Origin of the sequence: Roseospira goensis (assembly GCF_014197795.1) — a bacterium.
GTDB classification, from domain to species: Bacteria; Pseudomonadota; Alphaproteobacteria; order Rhodospirillales; family Rhodospirillaceae; genus Rhodospira; species Rhodospira goensis.
This window is the reverse complement of the sequence record NZ_JACIGI010000005.1, coordinates 110,010-133,200: the sequence shown is the minus strand read 5'-3', so window position 1 is coordinate 133,200 and position 23,191 is coordinate 110,010. Positions and strand designations below refer to the sequence as shown.

Annotated in this window: 21 protein-coding genes; 17 read left to right on the top strand and 4 right to left on the bottom strand. The window is 73.0% G+C overall.

The window, feature by feature from the left end; translation table 11 throughout:
* Positions 1 to 307: 307 nt before the first annotated feature.
* Positions 308 to 1,627 carry a YihY family inner membrane protein gene (locus tag GGD88_RS04590; RefSeq protein ID WP_184432191.1) on the top strand — a complete coding sequence of 440 codons (1,320 nt, stop codon included), beginning with the start codon at positions 308 to 310 and terminating at the stop codon, positions 1,625 to 1,627.
* A gap of 19 nt (positions 1,628 to 1,646) precedes the next feature.
* On the opposite strand, the gene GGD88_RS04585 is transcribed toward GGD88_RS04590, so the two are convergent.
* Positions 1,647 to 2,444 carry an exodeoxyribonuclease III gene (locus tag GGD88_RS04585; RefSeq protein WP_184432189.1) on the bottom strand — a complete coding sequence of 266 codons (798 nt, stop codon included), beginning with the start codon at positions 2,442 to 2,444 and terminating at the stop codon, positions 1,647 to 1,649.
* A gap of 132 nt (positions 2,445 to 2,576) precedes the next feature.
* On the opposite strand from GGD88_RS04585, the gene GGD88_RS04580 reads away from it, so the two are divergent.
* Entirely contained in the window at positions 2,577 to 3,317 is a 741-nt protein-coding gene (locus GGD88_RS04580; RefSeq protein WP_184432187.1) for a hypothetical protein, read from the top strand.
* A gap of 135 nt (positions 3,318 to 3,452) precedes the next feature.
* Positions 3,453 to 4,340, top strand: a complete 888-nt coding sequence (locus GGD88_RS04575) for a class I SAM-dependent methyltransferase (protein WP_184432185.1) — start codon at positions 3,453 to 3,455, stop codon at positions 4,338 to 4,340.
* A 564-nt stretch (positions 4,341 to 4,904) separates the two neighbouring features.
* Here the strand turns inward: GGD88_RS04575 and thrC are convergent.
* The gene (thrC, locus tag GGD88_RS04570) at positions 4,905 to 6,302 is read right to left on the bottom strand and encodes a threonine synthase (protein WP_184432183.1); all 1,398 of its coding nucleotides are present in this window, start codon (positions 6,300 to 6,302) and stop codon (positions 4,905 to 4,907) included.
* Positions 6,303 to 6,540: 238 nt separating this feature from the next.
* On the opposite strand from thrC, the gene GGD88_RS04565 reads away from it, so the two are divergent.
* Positions 6,541 to 7,152, top strand: coding sequence for a 50S ribosomal protein L25/general stress protein Ctc (locus tag GGD88_RS04565; protein WP_184432181.1), 612 nt, complete (start codon positions 6,541 to 6,543; stop codon positions 7,150 to 7,152).
* Between the two features lie 55 nt (positions 7,153 to 7,207).
* Entirely contained in the window at positions 7,208 to 7,966 is a 759-nt protein-coding gene (gene pth, locus GGD88_RS04560; protein ID WP_184432179.1) for an aminoacyl-tRNA hydrolase, read from the top strand.
* A 63-nt stretch (positions 7,967 to 8,029) separates the two neighbouring features.
* Here the strand turns inward: pth and GGD88_RS18675 are convergent, their stop codons facing one another.
* Positions 8,030 to 8,236 carry a DUF2158 domain-containing protein gene (locus tag GGD88_RS18675; RefSeq protein WP_343056264.1) on the bottom strand — a complete coding sequence of 69 codons (207 nt, stop codon included), beginning with the start codon at positions 8,234 to 8,236 and terminating at the stop codon, positions 8,030 to 8,032.
* 223 nt (positions 8,237 to 8,459) lie between these two features.
* Between GGD88_RS18675 and panB the strand changes: the two genes are divergently transcribed.
* Genes panB through GGD88_RS04540 form a run of 3 tightly spaced genes read left to right on the top strand, consistent with a single transcriptional unit; the run spans position 8,460 to position 10,669 of the window.
* Positions 8,460 to 9,311, top strand: a complete 852-nt coding sequence (gene panB / locus GGD88_RS04550) for a 3-methyl-2-oxobutanoate hydroxymethyltransferase (protein WP_246423563.1) — start codon at positions 8,460 to 8,462, stop codon at positions 9,309 to 9,311.
* A complete protein-coding gene (panC, locus tag GGD88_RS04545; RefSeq protein WP_221237002.1) occupies positions 9,304 to 10,173 on the top strand; it encodes a pantoate--beta-alanine ligase in 870 nt (289 codons plus the stop codon). Before panB ends, panC begins: the two co-directional genes overlap by 8 nt.
* Before the next feature lie 58 nt (positions 10,174 to 10,231).
* Positions 10,232 to 10,669 (top strand): DUF1489 family protein, encoded by a 438-nt coding sequence (locus tag GGD88_RS04540; RefSeq protein ID WP_184432171.1) that lies wholly within the window; start codon positions 10,232 to 10,234, stop codon positions 10,667 to 10,669.
* A 15-nt stretch (positions 10,670 to 10,684) separates the two neighbouring features.
* Here the strand turns inward: GGD88_RS04540 and leuD are convergent, their stop codons facing one another.
* The gene (gene leuD, locus GGD88_RS04535; RefSeq protein ID WP_184432168.1) at positions 10,685 to 11,296 is read right to left on the bottom strand and encodes a 3-isopropylmalate dehydratase small subunit; all 612 of its coding nucleotides are present in this window, start codon (positions 11,294 to 11,296) and stop codon (positions 10,685 to 10,687) included.
* A 66-nt stretch (positions 11,297 to 11,362) separates the two neighbouring features.
* On the opposite strand from leuD, the gene pbpC reads away from it, so the two are divergent.
* The 9 genes from pbpC to GGD88_RS04490 all read left to right on the top strand — a co-directional run bounded on the left by pbpC (position 11,363) and on the right by GGD88_RS04490 (position 23,114).
* Entirely contained in the window at positions 11,363 to 13,450 is a 2,088-nt protein-coding gene (gene pbpC, locus GGD88_RS04530; protein WP_184432166.1) for a penicillin-binding protein 1C, read from the top strand.
* 29 nt (positions 13,451 to 13,479) lie between these two features.
* On the top strand, positions 13,480 to 14,382 hold the full coding sequence (gene mepA, locus GGD88_RS04525; protein ID WP_246423562.1) for a penicillin-insensitive murein endopeptidase: 903 nt from the start codon (positions 13,480 to 13,482) through the stop codon (positions 14,380 to 14,382).
* A 110-nt stretch (positions 14,383 to 14,492) separates the two neighbouring features.
* A complete protein-coding gene (locus GGD88_RS04520; RefSeq protein WP_184432164.1) occupies positions 14,493 to 16,385 on the top strand; it encodes a L,D-transpeptidase family protein in 1,893 nt (630 codons plus the stop codon).
* Positions 16,386 to 16,805: 420 nt separating this feature from the next.
* Complete coding sequence (locus GGD88_RS04515) at positions 16,806 to 18,014, top strand: transporter substrate-binding protein (protein ID WP_184432162.1); 1,209 nt, start codon at positions 16,806 to 16,808, stop codon at positions 18,012 to 18,014.
* Positions 18,011 to 18,637, top strand: a complete 627-nt coding sequence (locus GGD88_RS04510; RefSeq protein ID WP_184432160.1) for an ANTAR domain-containing response regulator — start codon at positions 18,011 to 18,013, stop codon at positions 18,635 to 18,637. The genes GGD88_RS04515 and GGD88_RS04510 overlap by 4 nt, the downstream gene beginning before the upstream one ends.
* Positions 18,634 to 19,482: an ABC transporter permease gene (locus tag GGD88_RS04505; RefSeq protein ID WP_184432158.1), complete on the top strand. Its 849-nt coding sequence runs from the start codon at positions 18,634 to 18,636 to the stop codon at positions 19,480 to 19,482. The genes GGD88_RS04510 and GGD88_RS04505 overlap by 4 nt, the downstream gene beginning before the upstream one ends.
* 1 nt (position 19,483) lies before the next feature.
* Entirely contained in the window at positions 19,484 to 20,404 is a 921-nt protein-coding gene (locus GGD88_RS04500) for an ABC transporter permease (RefSeq protein WP_184432156.1), read from the top strand.
* A 111-nt stretch (positions 20,405 to 20,515) separates the two neighbouring features.
* Entirely contained in the window at positions 20,516 to 22,177 is a 1,662-nt protein-coding gene (locus GGD88_RS04495) for an ABC transporter substrate-binding protein (RefSeq protein WP_246423560.1), read from the top strand.
* Entirely contained in the window at positions 22,167 to 23,114 is a 948-nt protein-coding gene (locus GGD88_RS04490; RefSeq protein ID WP_184432154.1) for an acetamidase/formamidase family protein, read from the top strand. The genes GGD88_RS04495 and GGD88_RS04490 overlap by 11 nt, the downstream gene beginning before the upstream one ends.
* Positions 23,115 to 23,191: the final 77 nt, after the last annotated feature.

Sequence of the window (23,191 nt, the reverse complement as noted above, 5' to 3'; positions counted from 1 at the left end):
TCTTCTGCTCTCGCTGCGGTGAAATCGGCGGGCCGGAACCAGCCCGGGACCAGCCCGGGACCAGCGACGGCCACGGCGCCCGCACCGCGCTACGGTTGCGGGTTGCGGCTGCGGCGGCCAGCGTCGGTCAGCGGCGGCGCCGCGGCACCGTCGACCGACAGGTCCGGGTGACACAGGGTCGGGCGCGACGGCCACAGGTTTTGTGGCGGCGCCCGAGGCTCCACACCCTAGTGCAAATCCTGCACGGAGGGAATCGCTTCGTACCAGCCGGCCCGCGCGAGCCGGCGGCAGCAGAGGACGGGATCCCATGACTCCATCCGCGCCCGCCCCGCCCGACCCCGGAGGCCCGCGAGACCGGCTGGTTCGCCTGCGCGCGGCGGGCGCGCTGCTGGGCCGGATGGTGCTGGACCGCACCGGCCAGGACGACGTGATGCGGGTCGCGGCCTCGCTCAGCTACACCTCGCTGCTGGCGCTGGTACCGCTGCTGGCCATCGCGCTGGCGATGCTGACGGCGTTCCCGGTGTTCGAGGAGGTGCGCGGCACCCTGCTCGACACCCTGTTCGAGGTGCTGTTGCCCTACGCCGACGACACCGTGCGCGCCAAGGTGGAGCAGTTTGTGCAGGCGGCCGGCGGCCTGACGGCGCTGGGCGTGGTCGGCATCGCGGTCACCGCCGTGCTGCTGCTGGTGACCATCGAGGCCGCCTTGAACGGCATCTTCGGGGTGCGCACGACGCGGGCGGTGCCGGGCCGGCTGCTGGTGTACTGGGCCGTCGTGACGCTGGGGCCGCTGCTGCTGGGGGCCAGCGCGTCGCTGTCCGGCTACCTGCACGGCCTGCGCGAACTGGCGACCGACGGCCCGGCGCTGCTGACCGGCCTGGGCGGCCTGCTGGCGCAGGCGGTGCCGTGGGTGCTGGCGGCGGCGGCGTTCAGCCTGCTCTATCTGGTGGTCCCGAACCGGCCGGTGCGGCCGCTGGACGCGCTGGCCGGCGGGATCGTGGCGGCGGCCCTGGTGGCGGGGCTGCGGGCCGGCTTCCTGATCTATGTCACCAACACCGGCGCCTACCAGACCTTGTACGGCGCGCTGGCCGTGATCCCGGTGTTCCTGGTCTGGATGTACCTGTCGTGGCTGGCGGTGCTGGCCGGCGCCGTCATCGCCGCCGTGCTGCCGTCGTGGCGCATGCGGCGGGCGGAGGGCGAGGCGCCGGGCCGGCGCGACCTGATCGCGGCGTTGCGGGTGCTGGCGGTGTTGCAGGATGCGGCCACCCACGGTCCGGGCGCCGGGCCGGCGGGCGGCGAGCGCACCGGCGTGGGTGTCGGCCGGCGCCGGCTGCTGGCCGTGACCGGCCTGCCCGAGGAACGGCTGCGCCGGATCCTGGGCGACCTGACCCGGGCCGGTCTGGTGGCGCGGGCCGAGGGCGGGCGCTGGTTGCTGGCGCGCGATCTGGACGCGGTGACGCTGGACGACCTGCTCGGCCTGCTGCACCTGCGCCTGCCCGAGGCGGGCGGCATCGGCACCGTCGGCGCCGGCTGGGCGGAGGCGATCGGGCGGCGCCTGGACACCGCGCGCGCGGCCGAGCGCGAGACCCTGGCGGTGCCCCTGAAGCCGCTGTTGACCGGCGCACTGTAAGGCGGCGGCGGCGGATCGCTCAGGCGGGATCGCGCAGGGTGACCCAGGCCGGGGTATGGTCGGACGCCTTCGCCTCGCCGCGCGGGACGCGATCGACGCCGGCGTCCTCCAGCCGGTCGGCGGCCAGCGGCGACAGCAGCAGGTGGTCGATGCGCAGGCCGTTGTCCTTCTGCCAGGCGCCGCCCTGGTAGTCCCAGAAGGTGTAAACACCCGGTCGCGGATGCCTCACCGCGATCGCGTCGGTGTAGCCCAGGTGCAGCAGGGCGCGGAATCGCTCCCGGCTTTCCGGACGGCACAGGGCGTCGTCGCGCCAGCCCTCGGGGTCGTAGACGTCGCCGTCGGTCGGACAGACGTTGTAGTCGCCGCCGAGCACCACCGCCTCGTCGTGATCGCGCAGCGCGGCCGCATGGGCGCGCAGGCGCTCCATCCAGGCCAGCTTGTAGGCGAACTTGGGCGAGTCGCTCGGATTGCCGTTGGGCAGATAGAGCGACGCCACCCGCAGGGGCGCGCGACCGCCCACCACCGCCTCGATGTAGCGCGCCTGCTCGTCCTCGCCGTCGTCGGGGCGGTCGGGCAGCCCCCGGGAGACGTCCTCCAGCCCGATTCGCGACAGGATGGCGACCCCGTTATAGGTTTTCTGGCCATGGACGGCGCAGGCATAGCCGAGATCCTCGATCTCCGACGCGGGGAACCCCGCGTCCACCGTCTTGATCTCCTGCAACAGGGCGACGTCGGGCCGCGCCCGCTCCAGCCAGCGCAGGACGGCGGGCAGGCGCGCCTTGATGGAGTTGACGTTCCAGGTCGCGATGGTTGGCATGGGCGCCCATGTACGAGAGGATTGCCGGGAACAGGCGGCCGGGCGGACCGGTTTGCGACCGTCGTCACGGTGCCCGACGCCGCGGCGCGGTATCATCGGGGAGCAGATCGTCCGGCGCAAGGGGACCGCGCGATGGATGCCTTGACCCGAGTCCATGACCACCGCACCGCCGCCCGGCCCCGGCGCGCGGCGCCTCTGGGCGCGCTCCTGCTGGGGCTGGCGCTGCTGCCACCGGCCCTCGTCCCGGCGACACCGGCCGCGGCGGCGCGCTGCCCCGGCGAGGACCGCCCTGTGCAGGTGCGCCTCGACACCCGCTTCGACACCGCCCGCCTCGACCATACCCGCGGCCGCGACACCATCAACCGCCTGCACCAGAAGACCCTGGAGGGCGAGGCCACGATCCCGACCCACGGCAGCGCGGTGGGGCTGACGACCACCCGGTCCGAATTCCGCTTCAACACGCGGACCCAGTACTACCGGCGCAGCGACGGGCGCTACTGCGTCTACCTGCGCGCGGTCGAAGCCGAGTTGAACCAGGTGGACACGATGGTCTATGTCTCGCGGGAGTTCCCGAAAGGGTCGTGCAACTACAACGTAACGTACCAGCACGAGAAGAAGCACGTCGGCATCTACTACTTCACCCAGAAGGACTATGCCCCCCGCATCCGCGCCGCCCTGGCCCGGTTGGTGCGCAACGTCAACCCGCGCATCGTGCGCAGCCCGGCGGACGCGCGCACCGTGCATGCCGCCGAGATCAACGCCGGCATCGCCCCGCTCCTGGCCGAGATGGAAGCCGAGCGCAAGCGCCGCAACGCGCTGCTGGACACGCCCGAGAACTACGCCGCCGAACGCGCCAAGTGCCCGACCTGGTGAGCGCGCGACCGCGCCGGTCTGCGGCTGCCGTTTGCCAACCCTGGCCGTTTGGGATAGTCGGAGGGGGCCGGTGCGCGCGACGGCCCGCCGGCCCTCCCCGCTCGTTGCCGTGCCGTCGCCGGCGAGGCCCCGTGCATGACCCCCGAGTTGTTCCGCCAGCGCCGCAAGACCGATCTGCGCGCCCTGCCCCCCGGCATCGCGCCCTGGATCGCCCCGTCGGGAGAGATGCCCGACGACGAACCGGCCGGGGCCGAACTGCTGCCGTGGCTGATGGATCCGACGCGCACGCCGGCCCCGCTGTACGCCAGCGCCGACACGGCGCGGGCGGCACAGAGTCATGGCGTCACCCGCCTGGCGCTGGAGAGCCTGCTGCGCGACGGCCAGATCGCCGCCCTTCCCGACGGCCCCCTGCCGATGGATATCCGCAACGCCGAGGACTACCGGTTCCAGGATCTCTACCCCCGGCCGCCCCGCTGGCAGACCCGCCGCATCCTGGACTTCCATCCCGGGTGCGGGCGACAACTCAACATCTGGTGCCAGGAGGTGCCGGGGCTGGTGTACTGCGCTCTGGAGTCGGACGAGGCGGCCTATGTCGCGCAGGCCGACTACTTTCGCCGCGCCAACGTGCTCCCGGTGAACGATTACGTGGCCGAGCCGCGCGCCTTCGCCGTCCGCGAAACGGCCGGGGTCTACCATCTGCCGACCTGGCGCTTCGACCTGCTGCCGCCGGGGTTCTTCGACGTCATCATCTGCGTGGACGTGCTGCCGCACCTGGCGCCGCGCCTGGTGCGGCACATGCTGCCGCTGTTCCACCGCTGCCTGGCGACCGGCGGCGGACTGTACATCCGCGACGACGCCGACGCCGGCTTCGACCAGGATCTGGACCGCACCCTGAGCCAACTCGGCTTCGTGCTGGAGTTCCGGCCCTACCTGTTTCCGGGCGAGGATATCCACGGCTTGCCGCGGCTGTGGCGCAAGGTGGACCCGCGCCGGCCGGCCGCCGGGCGGCCCGTCGGGGGGTAGCCTGCGGCGGTCCCACGCCGGAGGGTGGGACCGAGACAGCTTAGGAGTCTTGCGCCCACGCTCCCGCGTGGGCGCCTCGTGGGCGTGCTGTCCCACGCCGCAGCGTGGGACCGAGACAGCATAGGAGTCTTGCGCCCACGCTCCCGCGTGGGCGCCTCGTGGGCGCGCGGTCCCACGCCGGAGCGTGGGACCGAGACAGCTTAGGAGTCTTGCGCCCCCGCTCCCGCGTGGGCGCCTCGTGGGCGCGCGGTCCCACGCCGGAGCGTGGGACCGAGACAGCATAGGAGTCTTGCGCCCACGCTCCCGCGTGGGCGCCTCGTGGGTGCGCGGTCCCACGCCGGAGCGTGGGACCGAGAAACGAAGGGCTCTCGCGCCCCCGCTCCCACGTGGGCGTCTGGGGTGCGTGCGGTCCCACGCGGGAGCGTGGGACCGAGACAGCATAGGAGTCTTGCGCCCCCGCTCCTGCGGGGGCGCCTCGTGGGCGCGCGGTCCCACGCCGGAGCGTGGGACCGAGAAACGAAGGGCTCTCGCGCCCCGCGCCTGCGGGGCGCGTCCGAGGCCCCGTCAGCGCCGCAGCCCCTCGCGCACGATGGCCTGAAGGGCGCGGGTGTCGTTCGGGGCCTCCACCATGCGCTCGGACCGGTCGTACAGGTCCGCCAGCCGCGCCGGCAGCGGCGGGCGGATGCCGGTGGCGCGCTCGACCGCGTCCGGGAACTTGGCCGGGTGGGCGGTCGCCAGCGACACCGTCACGCCGCCCTCGTCGCGGCGCCCGGCCACCTGGCCGGCGACGATGCCGATCGCGGTGTGCGGGTCGACCAGTTCGCCGGTGGTCTGGTGGATGACCCGAATGGCCTCGGTGGTCTCCTCGTCGGTCAGGCGGTGGCCCCGGAACAGCCCCAGAAGCTCCTGGTGCAGGTCATCGGGAATGTCGTAGGCCCCGCTCTGGCGGAACTGCTGCATGGCGGCGCGCACCTCGGCGGCATCGCGGCCGTGGATGTCGTACAGCAGACGTTCGAAGTTGCTGGAGATCTGGATGTCCATGCTCGGGCTGAGCGTGGGCACCACCGTCTCCTGACTCATGGTTCCGGTCTCCAGGAACCGGGTCAGGATGTCGTTGCGGTTGGAGCCGATCACCAGCCGGTCCACCGGCAGCCCCATCTGGCGCGCCACGTAGCCCGCGAACACGTTGCCGAAGTTGCCCGTCGGGACACTGAAGCCAAGCGAGCGATCGGGCGCGCCCAGGGCGACGCCGGCCCAGGCGTAGTACACCACCTGGGCCACGATGCGTGCCCAGTTGATGGAGTTGACCGCCGACAGGCCCACGTCGTCGCGGAAGTCAGCGTCGGCGAACAGCGACTTCACCAGCGTCTGGCAGTCGTCGAAGGTGCCGTTGACCGCGATGTTGTGGACGTTGGGGGCGTCCACCGTGGTCATCTGGCGGCGCTGCACCTCCGACACGCGGCCCTTGGGGTGCAGCACGAAGACGTCGATGGCGTCGCGGTCGCGGCACGCCTCGATGGCCGCCGACCCGGTGTCACCCGAGGTCGCGGCGACGATGGTCACGCGCCGGCCGGCCCGGGTCAGCAGCAGTTCGAACAGCGGCCCCAGGACCTGCATGGCGTGATCCTTGAACGCCAGCGTCGGGCCGTGGAACAGCTCCATCAGCCAGTCATGCGGCCCGATCTGGTGCAGCGGGGCGACGGCGGGATGGTCGAAGCGCGCATAGGCCGCCTCCAGCAGGTCGGCCAGCTCGTCCTCGGTCAGGGCGGCGCCGACGAACCGGCGGATGATGCGGTGGGCCACCTCGGCGTGCGAGCGCCCGCGCAGGTCACGCCATTCGTCCTCGTCGAGCGAGGGCCAGGCCTCGGGCACATAGAGGCCGCCGTCGGCCGCCAGACCGGTCAGGACCACCTCGTCGAAGCCGAGGATCGGGGCATTGCCCCGGGTGCTCACGTAACGCACGGCGACCGTACTCCTTCGGATCGGGATCAGGAAAAAGACCCTTTGGACCCTACGCCGTGGCGGGAAGGCGGGCAACAGGGTGGGACCGGGAAGCATGCGGCGCACCCCCCTTGCGCCGCGCCGGTCGCCGCCGTATAACCCCGGCTCCCGCGCCGCCCGCCCGGTCGGCGCGCGCTCGTCGTTGGGCACCCCTGGAGGCCCGCGACGCGCCTTACGACAGTCACTCAGGAGAACCCCCATGTCCGATATCAGCACGCTGCCGGTGCAGGGGCGCGAGCGGGCCGGTAAGGGCGCTGCCCGCGCGGTGCGCCGCGCCGGCCTGGTGCCCGGCGTCATTTATGGCGACAAGCAGGAACCGGTCCTGATCCAGATGGATCCGCGCCCGCTGTGGGCCGAGCTGTACCGGGGCGGCTTCTATGCCCGCCAGTACCAGCTCGACCTCGACGGCCAGTCCCACCGCGTCATGGCCCAGGACGTTCAGTTCCATCCGGTCTCCGATGCCATCCTGCACGTCGACTTCCTGCGCATCAGCGCCACCTCGCGGGTGACCGCCGAGGTGCCGGTGCGGTTCCTCAACGAGGAGCGCTGCCCGGGCCTGAAGCGCGGCGGCGTGCTCAACGTGGTGCGCCACGACGTCGAGCTGGTGGGCACGCCGGACGTGCTGCCCGACCACCTGGAGGTCGACCTCATCGGCTTCGACGTCGGCGACTCCATCCACATCAGCGCGGTCAAGCTGCCCGAGGGGGTCACCCCGGTGATCGCCGACCGCGACTTCACCATCGCCACCGTCACCGCGCCCTCCGGCATGAAGGCCGAGGCCGGCGCGGCCGAGGAGAGCGAGGAGTCCTGATCGCCGGGCGGGCGGCCCACCGCGGCCGCCCGCGCTGCCGAGGGGTGCGCGTGTCATGCTGCTGTTCGTCGGCCTGGGCAACCCGGGCGCCGACTACGCCCGCCACCGCCACAACATCGGCTTCATGGCCGTCGACGCCATCGCCGCCCGCCATGGCTTTTCGCCGTTCCGGTCCAAGTTCCAGGGCCAGCTCGCGGACGGCCGCCTGGGCGGCGAAAAGGTGCTGCTGCTCAAGCCGCAGACCTACATGAACCTGTCCGGCCAGGCCGCCGGCCAGGCGGCGCGCTTCCACAAGCTGGAACCGGCCCAGGTGGTCGTATTCCACGACGAACTGGACCTCGCGCCCGGCAAGGTGAAGGTCAAGACCGGCGGCGGCGCGGCCGGACACAACGGCCTGCGTTCGCTCGATTCCCATTTGGGCAACGGCTACCGCCGGGTGCGGCTGGGCATCGGCCACCCCGGCGACAAGGCCCGGGTGCACGGCTGGGTGCTGTCGGACTTTGCCAAGGCCGATCGCGCCTGGCTGGCGCCGCTGCTGGACGCCGTGGCGGATCACGCCGCGCTGCTGGCCGAGGGCCGTGACTCCGACTTCATGAGCAAGGTGGCCCAAGCCACCCGCCCGCCCAAGCCTGCCCCGTCGGCCAAGGGGCCGGCGCCGGGGACCGATCCGGTCAAAGGCGCCGACCCTGTGGACGCCGGCGCGCGCCCCGACGACCGGTCGGCGGCCCCGGGCGCGCCGGGCTCCGCCGCCCGAGGCACCGACAGCCGCACGTCCCTGGGCGAGGCGCTGCGCAAGGCCCTGGGCCAGGGCTGACGCGACCGCGACGCCGCGCGGGCCTTGAGGAGCGGGACGGGTCCGGTCGGGGAGCGGGAAGCCTCAGGACTCCAGCGCGAGTGCCTCCGGGATGAAGGACTCGTAGACGAACTTCTCCTCCCGCTCATGGAAATAGACGACACGGGCCATCAGTTCGCCGCGCCCGCTGCGCTCCGAGCCCACCACGGTCATGCGCGGCCCGCCCGAGCGAAGCTGCACCACCTGCCCCTTGCGGAACCCTTCGGCCTCCTTGCGGCCCTCTTCGCTCACCTGTCGCTCCTCCGTCGTGCGCCCGCTTCGCTGTGTCCGGGCCTTGCGCCAGAGCGATAGCGCGCGCCAGCCCATCGGCGCAAGAGGGGCGCGCAAGGGCCCGCGGCGCCGCGCCAGCCGCGCGCACCCCACGTCCGGGGTCGGGCGCCCGACCCCCTTTCCCCGTGCAGCGCAACACGCTAGACAGGGCGCCGGTTCGTGCCCCCGGGTAAGGAGAGCGCGTTTGAGCACCCCGTCCGACGTCCGTCGCGCCACCGTGCGCACTATCGCTGCCCGCAAGGGCGGTGACCCGGTGGTCTGCCTGACCGCCTACACCGCCCCCATGGCCGGACTCCTGGATCCCCACGTGGACCTGCTGTTGGTGGGGGACTCCCTGGGGATGGTTGTCTACGGGCTGCCGACCACCCTCGGCGTCACCGTCGACATGATGATCGCCCACGGCCAGGCGGTGATGCGCGGCTCGCAGCGGGCCTGCGTCATCGTCGACCTGCCGTTCGGCAGCTACCAGGAGAGCCCCCAGCAGGCGTTCCGCACCGCCGCCCGGGTGATGGCCGAGACCGGCTGTGCCGGCGTCAAGCTGGAGGGCGGGCGCGAGATGGCCGAGACCGTGGCCTTTCTGGTGGGGCGCGGCATCCCGGTGCTGGGCCACGTCGGCCTGAAGCCGCAATCGGTCAACGCCGCGGGCGGCTTCCGCGCCCACGGCCGCGATCCCGCCGAGGCCGAAGCCATCGTCGAGGACGCCCGCGCCGTCGCCGCCGCCGGGGCCTTCGCCCTGGTGCTGGAGGGCACGGTGGAGCCGCTGGCGCGCACGGTCACGGCGGCCGTGCCCTGCCCCGTGATCGGCATCGGTGCCTCGCCCGCCTGCGACGGCCAGGTGCTGGTGAGTGACGACCTGCTCGGCCTGTTCGGTGCCTTCACACCGCGCTTCGTCAAGCGCTACGCCGAGCTGGGCGCCCAGGTCTCGGAGGCCGCCGCCGCCTACGCCGCCGAGGTGACCGCGCGCCGCTTCCCCGGGCCGGAACACTGTTTCAAGGGGCCGGCGACCGCCCCGAGCCGCGATGCCGGCGATGACTGACGCCGCGCCCGCAGCCGTGTCGCGCCCGGTGCTGGCGACCGTCGCCAGCCTGCGCGACCAGGTCGCCGGCTGGCGCCGCGCGGGCCGGTCGGTGGCCCTCGTGCCCACCATGGGCGCGCTGCACGACGGCCACCTGTCGCTGGTGCGGCTGGCGGCCGCGCGCTGCGACCGGGTGGTGGTGTCGATCTTCGTCAACCCGACCCAGTTCGGCCCCACCGAGGACTTCGCCCGCTACCCGCGCCCGTTCGCGGCCGATTGCGCGGCCGTCGCCAGCGCCGGTGGCCACGCGGTCTATGCCCCGCCGGTCGAGGAGATGTACCCCGCCGGCATGGCGACCACCGTCACCGTCGGCGGCGTCTCCGAGGGGTTGTGCGGCGCGACCCGCCCCGGCCACTTCCAGGGCGTGGCGACGGTGGTCAGCAAGCTGCTGCTGCAGGCGCTGCCCGATATCGCCGTGTTCGGCGAGAAGGACTATCAGCAGCTCCAGGTCATCCGGCGGCTGGTGCGCGACCTCGACGTCCCGGTGGAGATCGTCGGCGGCCCGACGGTGCGTGAGGCCGACGGGCTGGCGCTGTCGTCGCGCAACCGCTACCTGGCGCCGGACGAACGCGCGGTGGCGCCGCGCCTGCACGCCGAGTTGTGCGGGGTGGCCGCGGCGCTGGCCGAGGGCACACCGGCGGCCGCGGCCTGCACCGAGGCGGTGGCGGCGCTGCACGCCGCCGGCTTCGCCCGCGTCGACTATGTCGAGGTCCGCGCGGCCGACGGCCTCGCCCCGATCACCGGCACGCCCGACGGCCCCGCCCGGGTGCTGGGCGCCGCCGTCCTGGGTCAGACCCGCCTGATCGACAGCGTGCCGGTGTGACCCCGCACCCCGGCGGCGGCCCTTGCGTCAGGCCGCCGGGCGTGCCATCCCCCGCCCCATGACCCTGCATCTCATCAAGCTGTGTGTCGGCATCGAGAGCCCCGACCAGCTCCGCGCGTTTCAGCACGGCCGGCGGCTCGCGGTCGAGGGCGCGCTGGTCCACACCACTCGCATGATCCCGCGGCGCGCCGACGAGATCGTGCCCGGCGGCTCGCTGTACTGGGTGATGAAGGGCGCGATCCGCTGCCGCCGGCCGATCCGCAGGCTGGAGCCGGTGACCGATCCGGAGACCGGCCGCTCGGCCTGCCGCATCCATTTCGACCCGGAGATCATCGACACCGAGGCCTGGCCGTGGCGGCCGTTCCAGGGCTGGCGCTACCTGGCGCCCGACAAGGCGCCACCCGACCGGCCGTCCGCCGGCGCGGCGGCGGACGACGATGTCGCCGCCATGCCCGAGGCAATGCGGCGCGAGTTGCGTGACCTGGGCCTGATCTGACTCTGAGCGCCGGGGCTACGCCGCCAGCCAGGGGAACTGCTGCGCGCGCTGCTGCTCGAACGCCGTAATCGCATCCGCCTTCTCCAGCGTCAGGCCGATGTCGTCGAGGCCGTTGAGCAGGCAGTGCTTGCGGAACGGGTCGATGTCGAAGCGGATGACGCCGCCGTCCGGCCCGCGGATCTCCTGCGCCTCCAGATCCACCGTGACGGTGGCGTTGGCGCCGCGCTTGGCGTCGTCCATCAGCCGGTCGACGTCCGCCTGCGGCAGCCGGATGGGCAGGATGCCGTTCTTGAAGCAGTTGTTGTAGAAGATGTCGGCGAAGCTGGGGGCGATGATGCAGCGGATGCCGAAGTCCAGCAGCGCCCACGGCGCATGCTCGCGCGACGAGCCGCAGCCGAAGTTGTCGCCCGCGACAAGGATGGACGCGCCACGCCAGGCCGGCTGGTTCAGCACGAAGTCGGGGTTCTCGGCACCCGAGTCATCATACCGCATCTCGTAGAACACACTTTTGCCAAGACCCGTGCGCTTGATGGTCTTCAGGAACTGCTTCGGGATGATCATGTCGGTATCGACGTTGACGATCGGCAGCGGCGCGGCGACGCCGGTCAGGGTGGTGAAGCGCTCCATGAGGGTCCTCTCGTGAACGGGGGGGCTGCCCCTCTTGTAGCGCGCGCGCGCCGGGTCGCAAAGCCCATGGCGACGGGGAGCGTGCTCGCCGTCGTCCTCGTGACCGTTGTCGCCCTGGCGCTGAATGCCTTGTATCCCCCCGACCTGCACCGGCTGGCGCCGACGGTCACGGTCACCGACCGCGACGGCCGGGTGCTGCGCGGGTTCCTCAGCCCGGACGAAACCTGGCGCCTGCCCACCACCCCGGCCGACGTCGATCCGCTCTACCTCGCCATGCTGATGGCGTTCGAGGACAGCCGCTTCCGCTGGCATCCCGGCGTGGATCCGCTGGCGGTGGTGCGGGCGACGGGGCAGATGCTGTGGCATGGCGCGGTGGTCTCCGGCGCGTCCACCCTGTCCATGCAGGCCGCCCGCCTGCTGGAGCCGCGGCCGCGCACGCTGCCGTCGAAGCTGATCGAGATGGCGCGCGCCCTGCAACTGACCGCCCATCTGGGACGCGACGGCGTGCTGTCGGCCTACCTCACCCTGGCGCCGTTCGGCGGCAACCTGGAGGGCGTGCGCGCCGCCAGCCTGGCGTGGTGGGGCAAGGCGCCGCGCCGGCTCACCCCGGGGCAGGCGGCGTTGCTGGTGGCGCTGCCGCAGACCCCCGCCGCGCTGCGCCCGGACCGCCACCCGGAGGCGGCGCGGGCGGCGCGGGCCAAGGTGCTGCGCCGCATGGTCGGCGCCGGGGTGCTAACGGCGGCGCAGGCGCGCGAGGCCGAGGCCGAGCCGCTGCCGGCGGTGCGCCAGCCGATGCCCTTCCTGGCCGCGCATCTGGCCCGGCGGCTGGCCGATGACCGGGCGCCCGGCGACTCCGCGGTGATCCGGACCACCCTGGACGCGCCGCTGCAAGGGCGGGTCGAGGCCCTGGTGCGCGCCCACGCCATGGCCCTGGGCGACCGGGTGTCCGTGGCCGCCCTGGTGGTGGAGGCGGACACCGGCGCGGCGCGGGCCTGGGTGGGTTCGCCCGGCCTGCTGGACACCGCCCGGCGCGGCGCCGTCGACATGACCCGGGCGCCGCGCTCGCCCGGCTCGGCGCTGAAGCCGCTGATCTACGGCATGGCCTTCGAGGACGGCCTGCTGCACCCCCTGACCGAGATCGACGACCGTCCGATGGCCTTCGGCCAGGGCTACACCCCGGCCAACTTCGGCTTCGCCCACCACGGCCGGGTGACGGCGGCGGAGGCGCTGCGCCGCTCGCTCAACGTGCCGGCGGTGGCGGTGCTGGACCGGGTCGGGCCGCTGCGCTTCGCCGCCCGCTTGACCACGGCCGGGGTCACGCCGCGCCGGCGGGGCGGGCTGGGGCGGCCCGGCCTGCCGCTGGCGCTGGGCGGGCTGGGGGTCACGCTGGAGGAACTGACCGGGTTGTACGCCGCGCTCGCCACCGACGGCACCCGGCGGACCGTCTGGGCGCGCGCCGACACGCCGCCGCCGGCCGCGACCGCCCGCGTGCTGTCCCCGGGGGCGGCCTGGCAGGTGCGGGCGATCCTGGCCCAGGCCCCGCCGGCCGCCGGCTTCGCCCCCGACGACGCCACCCGCGGCGGGCGCACGGTCGCGTTCAAGACCGGCACCTCGTACGGGTTCCGCGACGCCTGGGCGGTGGGCCTGGACGGCGACCACGTGATCGGTGTGTGGGTGGGCCGCGCCGACGGCACCCCGGTGCCCGGCCACCTGGGGCGCGATACCGCCGCGCCGCTGATGCGGGCGCTGTTCGATCTGCTGCCCCCGCCGCGCCACCCGGTGCCCGGTCCCGCGCCGGCCGGCCTGCTGGGGGCGCTGCGCACGGCGGACCTGCCGCCGCCGCTGCGCCGCCTGGCCCCGCCGGACGGGGGCGGCCGCACCGCGGGATCGGCGGACGGGGCGGGGGTCGATCCGTTGCGCTTGCGTTTCCCGCCCGACGGCGCGACCCTCGACTGGGATCAGGCCGCGCGGGGCCTGGTGCTGGAGGCGGCGGGGGGACAGCGGCCCTACGCCTGGCTGGTCAACGGCCGGCCGCTGGAGACGGCCCCGTGGCACCGCGGCGCCCAGTGGCAGCCGGACGGGCGCGGTGCCGCCCGGGTCACGGTGGTGGACAGCACCGGCCGCGCCGCCAGCGCCGCGGTCTGGCTGGAGTGAGGCCGGCCACACCGAAGGGGGAGAGCCATATGATGCGGCACGCGGTCCCGAGGGGGCTCGCCATCGCGGGCCTGATGCTGCTGGTCGGGGTCGCCATGGCGGACCCGGCCCCGGCCGCAGAGACCGCCTGGTCGCGCCAGACCACACCGGCGCCCGGTGCGGCGCGGGTCATCGGCGGCTACACCGAAGGCTGCATCGCCGGTGCCGTGGCGCTGCCGCTGGACGGCCCCGGCTATACCGTGCTGCGGCCGCAGCGGCTGCGCTATTTCGGCCATCCGAGCCTGATCGCGGTGATCCGGGACCTGGGCGCCCGGGCCGACGCCGAGGGCTGGGGCACCCTGCTGGTGGGCGACCTGTCGCAGCCGCGCGGCGGCCCCATGAGCTACGGCCACGCCAGCCACGAGGCCGGGCTGGACGCCGATATCTGGCTGCGTCTGCTGCCGCCGGGTCAGCGCCTGAGCCCGGCCGAGCGGCGCGATCCCACCCCCGTCTCGATGGTGCGCGCGGGGGCGACCGCCGCCGACCGCGACCGCTGGTCGCCCACCCACGGCGCGCTGATCCGCGCCGCCGCCCGGGACCCCCGGGTCGCGCGCCTGTTCGTCAATCCGGCGATCAAGGCCACGCTGTGCGACGCCTTCCCGCCGGACCGGGCCGGCAACGCCCGCTGGCTGCGCAAAGTGCGGCCCTGGTACGGCCACGATTCGCACGTGCATCTTCGGCTGCACTGCCCGACCGACAGTCCGGCGTGCGTCCCGCAGGACCCGCCCCCGCCCGGCGCGGGCTGCGAGCCGGCCGGGTTCGCCTGGTGGTATGAACGGATCGCCGCCCGCCTGGCCGAACAGGCGCGACAGGCGGTCCCGGCGGCCGCCCCTGTTGCACGACCGCCGCAGTCCGTTCCGCCGGCGTGCGCCGCCCTTGTGCCGGCTCGCTAAGGACCCGGGCTGCCCTTATCTTGAGTCGACCAGCCGCGGGCCGGCCGGGACGGCGGCGGAACGTCCCGGGTCCGACGGCGTGCTTTCGCGGCAACATGGTCGAGGGCAGCATGGGCAACGACGGGTCGGGGGCGGGCACGGAGCCCCGCGGGCGCGCGGGCACGGGGGCATGGGCGGTGGCGGCGCCGTGGGGCCGTGGCCTGCGAAGGGGGTTCGCCGGCCTGATCGCGGCCGGCCTGCTGGCCGGGTGCGTCACCGCGCCGGACGGCGGACCGAACGCCGGCACGCCCGGCGGCCTGAGCGCCCTGGTCACCACGCCACGGCTGGCGGCCGCGTTCGAGGTCGGCACCAACACCGCCGCCGGCACCACCGCCGAAACCGCCGCCGAAACCGCCGCCGGCACGACGGCCGACACCCCCAGCGAGGCGCCCGCCGCCGCACTGGCGCGGCTGGTCGAGAGCAACGCCGCCGTTCTGGCGCCGCAGACCGCCTTCGCCCGGGCCTTCTACGACCGCAGGGACTTCCGCCCGGCCTGGACCGACACCACCGGCTGGACGCCGCGCGGCCGTCAGGTGCACGCCGTGCTGGCCACGGCGTGGGCGGACGGCCTCGCCGACATCGCCGCGCCGGCCGCGCCCCCGACGGACGGGCGCCTGGCGCCGGCCGCCCTCGCCCGCCACGATGCGGCGCTGACGGCGGCGCTGGCGGACTACGCCCACGCCGCGCTCGCGCAGCGGCCGGCCTGGGCGCCCAAGGTCGCCAACGGCGTCCTGGGCGCCCTGGAAGCCATTGCCGCCGATGACCCCGCGGCCGACCGGCCCGGCCGCCTGTTCCGCCTGCTCGGAGAGGACGACCGCCAGGCCCGGCTGCGGCACGGACTGTTGCGCTACGCCGCCCTGGCGGCGGCCGGCGGCTGGCCGACGGTGGCGGCGGATAGTCCCACGCTGGAGCCGGGCGAGCCGCATGCCGAGGTAATCACCCTGCGCGCCCGCCTGGCGGCGACCGGCGACCTGGCCATCGGCACGGTGACGGCCACGGCCACGGCGACGGCCATGGCCACGGCCACGCCGGACGGTGCCGGGCCGTCCGATGCCGGGACCCCGGACGCGCCGGTGCTGGACCCGGCCCTGGTCGCGGCGGTCAAGCACTTCCAGGCCCGCCACGGGCTGGCCGTGGACGGCCGGGTCGGGCCGCGCACCCGCGCCGCCCTCGCCGTCCCGGCGGAGACCCGGGTGCGCCAGATGGCGCTCAACCTGCGCCGGCTGCGCGCGCTGCCGCCGGACCCGGGCGGGCGCTCGATCGAGGTCAACATCGCCGGCGCGGTCCTGGAGGGCCGCGAGGACGGCGTCACCACCTTCCGCACCGACGTGATCGTCGGCATGCGTGACCGCCCCACGCCGGAGCTGCACAGCGCCATCGACCGGCTGGTGCTGAATCCCACCTGGACGGTGCCGACCAGCATCGCGCGCAAGGACATCCTGCCCAAGCTGCGCCGGGACCCCGCGTATCTGGCCCGCAACAATTTCCGGGTCTTCGACGGCTGGAGCCGCGACGCCGCCGAGCTGGACCCGGCCACCATCGACTGGACCGCGGACGACGTGAACATCCGCACCCTGCGGCTGCGCCAGGCGCCCGGCCCCGGCAACGCGTTGGGCGAGATCAAGTTCATGTTCCCCAACCGCCACGGCGTCTATCTGCACAGCACGCCGAGCCGGGGGCTGTTCGCGCGTTCGACCCGCACCTTCAGTTCGGGCTGCGTGCGGGTGCGCGACCCGCTCGATCTGGCGACCTTCCTGCTCGACGCACCCGAGACCTGGACGCCGGAGACGTTGAAGGCCCGCATTGCCGCCGGCGGCACCCGGACCGTGCGGCCGCCGCAGTCGGTGCCGCTGGCGATGATCTACCTGACCGCCTGGGTGGATGCCGACGGCACGGCGCAGTTCCGGCGCGACGTCTACGGCCTCGACACGCGCGCGCTGGAAACGCTGGCGCGGGCGTTCTGACGGCGCACGGTGACCGCTGGACTCAAGGCCGTGCGCCCCCTCCTCCCGTCGCCCCCCAGGCCGCATGCCGCGGTCTCGGCCGGCGTCCTCCGGGACCGCGCGGCCGGCCCGAAGACGGGTCGTCCCTGATGGACGGCGACACAGTGTCAACAATCCCATTGACAGCCCGCCCGCCACTTCGCAGGATGACGGCCTGCCCACATTGTGGGCGCTGAAGGTTCGACGATCAAAATACCGGCACTGTTGGCCGGACCGGCATCATGCGCCTCGCGGCCCGCGGTTCGATACTGCGGGCTCGGGGCGTTTTTTGTTTGCGCGTCTGTCGGTCGCGGGCACCGGTGCCCGACCGGGCGGACCATCAACCCAGGGCGCGCGCCCGACCCGAGCGGGGGGCCGCGCCGGACCAGGAGACGGGCCACGGTGACAGGGGACACGCGGACATACCCGGTCGGCCTGCTGTACTCGACCACCGGCACCTACGCCGCCATCGCGCGCGACGCCCTTGACGGCGCCCTGATGGCCGTGGACGAGATCAACGCCGACCCCGCCTTTCCCTTCACCCTGGCTCCGGTGGCCGCCGACCCCGGCGGCGTGACCGAGACCTATCACCGCGACTGCGCGGCCATGCTGCGCGACTCGGGCTGCCGCCACGTCATCGGCACCATCACCTCGCTGAGCCGCAAGGAGGTGCTGCCGATCATCGAGAAGCATGACGCCCTGTTGTGGTACATGTGCCCCTATGAGGGGTTCGAGTGCAGCGAGAGCATCATCTATCTCGGTGCCAGCCCCAACCAGCACATCGTGCCGCTGTTCGCGCATGTGCTGCCGCGCTACGGGCTGCGCGGCTACCTGACCGGCTCGAACTACATCTGGGGCTGGGAAACCAACCGCATCGCCCGCGAGCTGATCATGGCCAGCGGCGGCGAGGTGGTGGCGGAACGCTACCTGCCGATGGGCTCCGAGGACGTTGACCGCCTGATCGCCGAAATCCGCGACAAGCGCCCCGACTTCGTGCTCAACAACCTGATCGGGCCGTCCAGCTACGCCTTCTTCCGCGCCTACGCGGCGCTGGCGGCGGCGGACCCGGCGTTCCGCCCGGACCGGCGCCCGATCGTGAGCTGCAACCTCACGGAATGCGAGCTGGGCCTGGTCGGGCCGGCCGGCCTGGGCCACCTGTCCACCGCCATCTGGTTCGACGACGGCGCCAGCCCGGCGGCACAGGCCTTCGGCCCTCGGGCGCGGGCGCGCTTCGGGCCGGATCGGCGCTGTTCGGCCAACCTGGTGAATGCCCACGCGGCGGTGCGGCTGCTGGCCCACGCCATCCGCGATGGCGGCGACGCCGCCCCGGCGGCGGTGCGCGACTGGGTGTGCAGCCACAGCGTGGACACCGCCCTGGGGCCGCTGGCCGTGGACGCCCGCACCCAGCATACCCCGCAGGTGCCCCACCTCGGCCGCATCGCCGACGGCGGCCGCTTCGAGGTGCTCGCCCGCGCCGCCGCCCCGGTGGAGCCCGACCCCTACCTGACGACCCTGAACGCCGCCCGGCTCACCCAGCCCGGCGGGTTGCCACCGGCGCTGCGCCCGTTCGGCGAGGCGGCGCGGCCGCCCCTGCGCGTGGTGACCCCATGAGCGGCCGGCGCGTCCCGCTGCCGAACTTCCACGGCGCCCGCGCCGTGGTGCTGCACCGGCGCTCGCCGCAGGTCGAGCCGCTGACCCGCCAGCTCGCCCGCATCGGCCTGGAGGTCACGACGGTGTGGCCGGACCTGGGCGCCGACCAGGTGGCGGCGGCCGATGTGGTGTTCTTCGACGGCGACATGTGCTGCGACGGCCAGTTCCCGTGGCCCGCCGGCGATCCGCCGGTGCCGCTGATCGCCCTGGCCGCGTCGGAGGCGCCGGGCCGCCTGGAATGGATGCTGGCGCAGGGGATCTGCGCCCACCTGCCGAAGCCGGTCGGGACCGGCGGCGTGTTCAGCGCCCTGGTGCTGGCCAGCCACGCCTTCGCCCAACGGCGCGCGCTGGCCGACGAGGCCGCAGACCTGCGCGACCGCCTGCGCCGCCGGCCCCAGGTGGCGCGCGCGCTGATGCGGCTGATGGCCGAGGAGGGACTGGACCAGGACGCCGCCTACCGGGCGCTGCGCGCCGCCGCCATGCAGCAGCGGCGCAGCATCGAGGACTATTGTGCGGCGCTGCTGGTGGGGGACGGCGGCGCGTGGGAGCCCGCCCATGGCAGCCAAGCGGAGGGAGGCCGATGAGCGTTCTGGGCGAGCTGGTGCGGCGCAAGCTGGCGCTGTTCGGTCTGGTCGTCATCACGGTGGTGGTCGGCGCGGCCCTGCTGTCCCCGTGGATCACGCCCTATCCGCCCGACCAGCAGATGTTCGACGGTCTCACCCTGGAAGGCGCGCCGCTGCCGCCCAGCGCCCAGTTCTGGCTGGGCACCGACCTGCTCGGCCGCGACCTGCTGTCGCGCCTGATCGAAGGGGCGCGGACCTCGCTGGTCATCGGCGTGGTCGCCAACGGCGCGGCCGTGTTCATCGGCACCCTGGTGGGGGTGACCGCCGGCTTCTTCGGCGGCTGGATCGGCACCATCCTGATGCGCGCCACCGACCTGATGATGGCCTTCCCGGCGCTGCTGCTGGCGATCGTGCTGGCCGCGCTGTTCACGCCGTCGCTGTGGATCGTCGCCCTGGTCATCGCCATGGTGAATTGGGTCCAGGTGGCGCGGGTGATCTACACCGAGACCCGCTCGCTGTCGGAACGCGACTTCATCGAGGCCGAATGGGGCATCGGCGCCGGCCGGGGGCGCATCCTGGTCCGGCACATGATCCCGCACCTGGTCTCCATCATGGTGGTGTGGGGGACCCTGGGCATCGCCACCACGGTGCTGCTGGAGGCCACGCTGTCCTACCTGGGGGTCGGCGTGCAGCCGCCGACGCCGAGCTGGGGCAACATCATCTTCGAGAACCAGACCTATTTCACCAGCGCGCCCTGGCTGGTGTTCTTCCCCGGCATCGCCATCATCCTGCTGGCGCTGTCCTTCAACCTGGTCGGCGACGCCCTGCGCGACATTCTCGACCCGACGCAGAAGGGACGCCACTGACATGGCCGCCTACATCGCCCGGCGGCTGCTCCAGGCCGTCCTGATCCTGATCGGCGTCAGCTTCGTGACGTTCGTGCTGCTCTACCTGGTGCCGGCCGACCCGGCACGGCAGATCGCCGGGCGCAGCGCCACCGCCGAGACCGTCGCCAACATCCGCGCGCAACTGGGCCTGGACCAGCCGTTCTACGTCCAGTACGGCCGCTACTTCATGAACATGATCCAGGGCGACCTGGGCCGCTCCTACCTGCAGAAGACCGAGGTGGCGGCGCTGATCGCGGCGCGCCTGCCGGCGACCCTGCAACTGATGGCCGGCGCCCTCTTCTTCGAACTGCTGCTGGGGCTGACCACCGGAATCCTCGCCGCCCTGAAGCGCGGCACGGCGATCGACAACGCGCTGATGGTGGGGTCGTTCATCGGCGTCTCGGCGCCGCAGTTCGTGGTCGGCATCCTGCTGCTGTACGTGTTCGCGGTACAACTCGGCTGGTTCCCCATCGGCGGCTACGGCACGCTGGCCCACCTGGTGCTGCCGGCCATCACCCTGGGCATCCTGGGCGCCGGCTGGTACTCGCGCATGATGCGCTCGTCGATGCTCGACGTGCTGCGTCAGGACTACATCCGCACCGCCCGCGCCAAGGGGCTGGACCGCGCGCGCGTCGTGGTGCGCCACGCCCTGCCCAACGCCATCCTGCCGGTGATCGCCATGATCGGCATCGACATCGGCCTGTTCATGAGCGGCATCGTGGTCGTCGAGTCCGTGTTCGGCTGGCCCGGCATCGGCCAATTGGCCTGGCAAGCGATCCAGCGCGTCGACATCCCCATCATCATGGGTGTGACCCTGGTCTCGGCGGTGGCCATCGTGCTGGGCAACCTGCTGGCCGACCTGATCGCGCCGTTCATCGACCCCCGCATCAAGCTGCGCTGACTCCCCGCGCGGGAGCGGCCGGCCGGCGGGGACCCCTGTCCCGCCTCACGGGACCACCTGGAGGGAATTTTCCTCCGAACTAGCAACCCTAGCGGAACAGACGAGGTCACCATGACGTTTGGATGGACACACCTGATGGGCGCCACCGCCCTGGTCGCGGCCGGCCTGACCGGCGTCGGGGCCGGCACCCTGAGCCTGACCCCCACGGCCGCGCTGGCCGAGGAGATCAAGCAGGGCGGCACCATGACCGTCACCTACAAGGACGACGTCTCCACGCTCGACCCGGCCATCGGCTACGACTGGCAGAACTGGTCCATGATCAAGAGCCTGTTCGACGGCCTGATGGACTACGACCCCGGCACCACCGACCTGACGACCGACCTGGCGGAGAGCTACACCGTCTCCGAGGACGGCCGGACCTACACCTTCAAGCTGCGCGAAGGGGTGATGTTCCACAACGGCCGCGAGATGACCGCGGCCGACGTCAAGTATTCCCTCGACCGGGTGGTGAACCCCGAGACGCAGAGCCCGGGTGCCGGCTTCTACGACAGCATCGAGGGCTTCGCGGCCGCCAGCGCGGGCGAGGCCGACGGCCTGTCCGGCGTCGAGGTGGTCGACGACTACACCGTCCGCTTCACCCTGTCCCGCCCGGACGCGCCGTTCCTGCACAAGCTGGCGCTCAACTTCGCCCACGTGGTGCCCAAGGAAGCGGTCGAGGAATGGGGCGCCGACTTCGGCAAGCATCCCGTCGGCACCGGCGCGTTCAAGCTGGCGGAATGGACCCTGGGCCAGCGGGTCGTGTTCGAACGCAACCCGGACTACTATCATGAGGGCATCCCGCGCCTCGACCGCATCGTGTTCGAGGTCGGCCAGGAGCCGATCGTGGCCACCCTGCGCCTGCAGCGCGGCGAGGTGGACATCGCCGGTGACGGCATCCCGCCGGCCAAGTTCCTGGAGGTCACCCAGGACCCGCAGTACGCCGACTTCATCGTCAAGGGCAACCAGCTCCACACCGGCTATGTGACGATGAACACCCGCATGGAGCCGTTCGACGATCCGGCGGTGCGCAAGGCCGTCAACATGGCCATCAACAAGGACCGCATCGTCCGCATCATCAACGGCCGCGCCACCCCGGCGAACCAGCCGCTGCCGCCCCTGATGCCGGGCTACGCGGAGGACTACGAGGGCTATCCCTACGATCCCGAGGCGGCCCGGGCGCTGCTGGCCGAGGCCGGCCTGGCCGACGGGTTCCCGACCGAGCTGTTCGTCGCCAACACCGACCCGCAGCCGCGCATCGCCCAGGCCATCCAGCAGGATCTGGCCGAGATCGGCATCCGCGCCTCGATCAAGTCGCTGGCCCAGTCCAACGTCATCGCCGCCGGCGGCGAGGAGGATCAGGCGCCGATGATCTGGTCCGGCGGCATGGCCTGGATCGCGGACTACCCGGATCCGTCCAACTTCTATGGTCCCATCCTGGGCTGCGGCGGCGCCGTGCCGGGCGGCTGGAACTGGGCCTGGTACTGCAACGCCGATCTGGACGCCAAGGCCGCCGAGGCCGACGCCATGGCCGATCCGGCCCAGGCCGATGCCCGCATCCAGATGTGGCGCGACATCTACCTGAGCGTCATGGAAGACGCCCCCTGGGTGCCGGTGTTCAACGAGCAGCGCTACACCCTGCGCTCTCCCGTCCTGGGCGGCGACGACGCCCTGTTCGTCGATCCCGTCCACGTTCCCGTCCACTACGACTATGTGTATCGAACCGATGTGCAATAACGCGCCCGCCTACACCATCCACGGCGTTCATCATCACTGTGGCTGGGACCGCGCCCTCGCCCCGGTGCGGACCGTCTCGCCCGGCACCACGCTGGAGTTCGAGTGCCTGGACGCCTCGGGTGGTCAGCTCACCCGGACGAGCACCGTCGCGGATGTGCCCAACCTGGACTTCGGCCGCATCAATCCGGTCACCGGCCCCGTCTACGTCGACGGGGCCGAGCCGGGCGATGCGCTCAAGGTGACGATCGAGAGCTTCCGGCCCTCCGGCTTCGGCTGGACCGCCAACATCCCCGGCTTCGGGCTGCTGGCGGACCAGTTCGAGACGCCGGGCCTGCACCTGTGGTCCTACGAGGCCGACAGCCTGGCCCCGGCGCTGTTCTCCAAGGTGGCGAAGGTGCCGCTGAAGCCGTTCGCGGGCACCATCGGGCTGGCGCCGGCGGCGCCCGGGCCGCATTCCGTGGTGCCGCCGCGCAACGTCGGCGGCAACATGGACATCCGCGATCTGGCCGCCGGCACCACCCTGTGGCTGCCGGTGGAGGTGGCGGGGGCGCTGTTCTCCATCGGGGACACCCACGCCGCCCAGGGCGACGGCGAGGTCTGCGGCACGGCCATCGAAAGTCCGATGAACGTGGTCGTCACGCTGGAGGTGGAAAAGGGCGCGGCGCCCAAGATGCCGCGCTTCAGCACCCCGGGGCCGGTCACCCGGCACCTGGACGCCGCCGGCTACGAGGTGACCACCGGCGTCGGCCCGGATCTGTTGGAGGGCGCGCGCGCCGCCCTGTCGCAGATGGTGGACTGGCTGGCCAGGACCCAGGGCATGGATCCCCTCGACGCCTACATGCTGTGCTCGGTCTGCGGCGACCTGCGCATCAGCGAGATCGTCGACCAGCCGAACTGGGTGGTGTCGTTCTACTTCCCGCGCGTCGTGCTGTCCTGAACGCGCATCCGGCGGCGGGGGCGCGGACCTCCGCCGCCGGCCCTTTTTCTCTTCCGCATTCTCGTTCTCTTCTCCTG

Coding starts and splice junctions, on each gene's coding strand:
- GGD88_RS04565 (WP_184432181.1), top strand. CDS start 6,541: ATGTCCGATATCAGCACGCTGCCGGTGCAGGGGCGCGAGCGGGCCGGT.
- GGD88_RS04540 (WP_184432171.1), top strand. CDS start 10,232: ATGACCCTGCATCTCATCAAGCTGTGTGTCGGCATCGAGAGCCCCGAC.
- mepA (WP_246423562.1), top strand. CDS start 13,480: ATGATGCGGCACGCGGTCCCGAGGGGGCTCGCCATCGCGGGCCTGATG.
- GGD88_RS04580 (WP_184432187.1), top strand. CDS start 2,577: ATGGATGCCTTGACCCGAGTCCATGACCACCGCACCGCCGCCCGGCCC.
- GGD88_RS04585 (WP_184432189.1), bottom strand. CDS start 2,444: ATGCCAACCATCGCGACCTGGAACGTCAACTCCATCAAGGCGCGCCTG.
- GGD88_RS04490 (WP_184432154.1), top strand. CDS start 22,167: ATGTGCAATAACGCGCCCGCCTACACCATCCACGGCGTTCATCATCAC.
- GGD88_RS04505 (WP_184432158.1), top strand. CDS start 18,634: ATGAGCGTTCTGGGCGAGCTGGTGCGGCGCAAGCTGGCGCTGTTCGGT.
- pbpC (WP_184432166.1), top strand. CDS start 11,363: ATGGCGACGGGGAGCGTGCTCGCCGTCGTCCTCGTGACCGTTGTCGCC.
- GGD88_RS04520 (WP_184432164.1), top strand. CDS start 14,493: ATGGGCAACGACGGGTCGGGGGCGGGCACGGAGCCCCGCGGGCGCGCG.
- GGD88_RS04575 (WP_184432185.1), top strand. CDS start 3,453: ATGACCCCCGAGTTGTTCCGCCAGCGCCGCAAGACCGATCTGCGCGCC.
- GGD88_RS04590 (WP_184432191.1), top strand. CDS start 308: ATGACTCCATCCGCGCCCGCCCCGCCCGACCCCGGAGGCCCGCGAGAC.
- leuD (WP_184432168.1), bottom strand. CDS start 11,296: ATGGAGCGCTTCACCACCCTGACCGGCGTCGCCGCGCCGCTGCCGATC.
- pth (WP_184432179.1), top strand. CDS start 7,208: ATGCTGCTGTTCGTCGGCCTGGGCAACCCGGGCGCCGACTACGCCCGC.
- panC (WP_221237002.1), top strand. CDS start 9,304: ATGACTGACGCCGCGCCCGCAGCCGTGTCGCGCCCGGTGCTGGCGACC.
- GGD88_RS04495 (WP_246423560.1), top strand. CDS start 20,516: ATGACGTTTGGATGGACACACCTGATGGGCGCCACCGCCCTGGTCGCG.
- GGD88_RS04510 (WP_184432160.1), top strand. CDS start 18,011: ATGAGCGGCCGGCGCGTCCCGCTGCCGAACTTCCACGGCGCCCGCGCC.
- GGD88_RS04500 (WP_184432156.1), top strand. CDS start 19,484: ATGGCCGCCTACATCGCCCGGCGGCTGCTCCAGGCCGTCCTGATCCTG.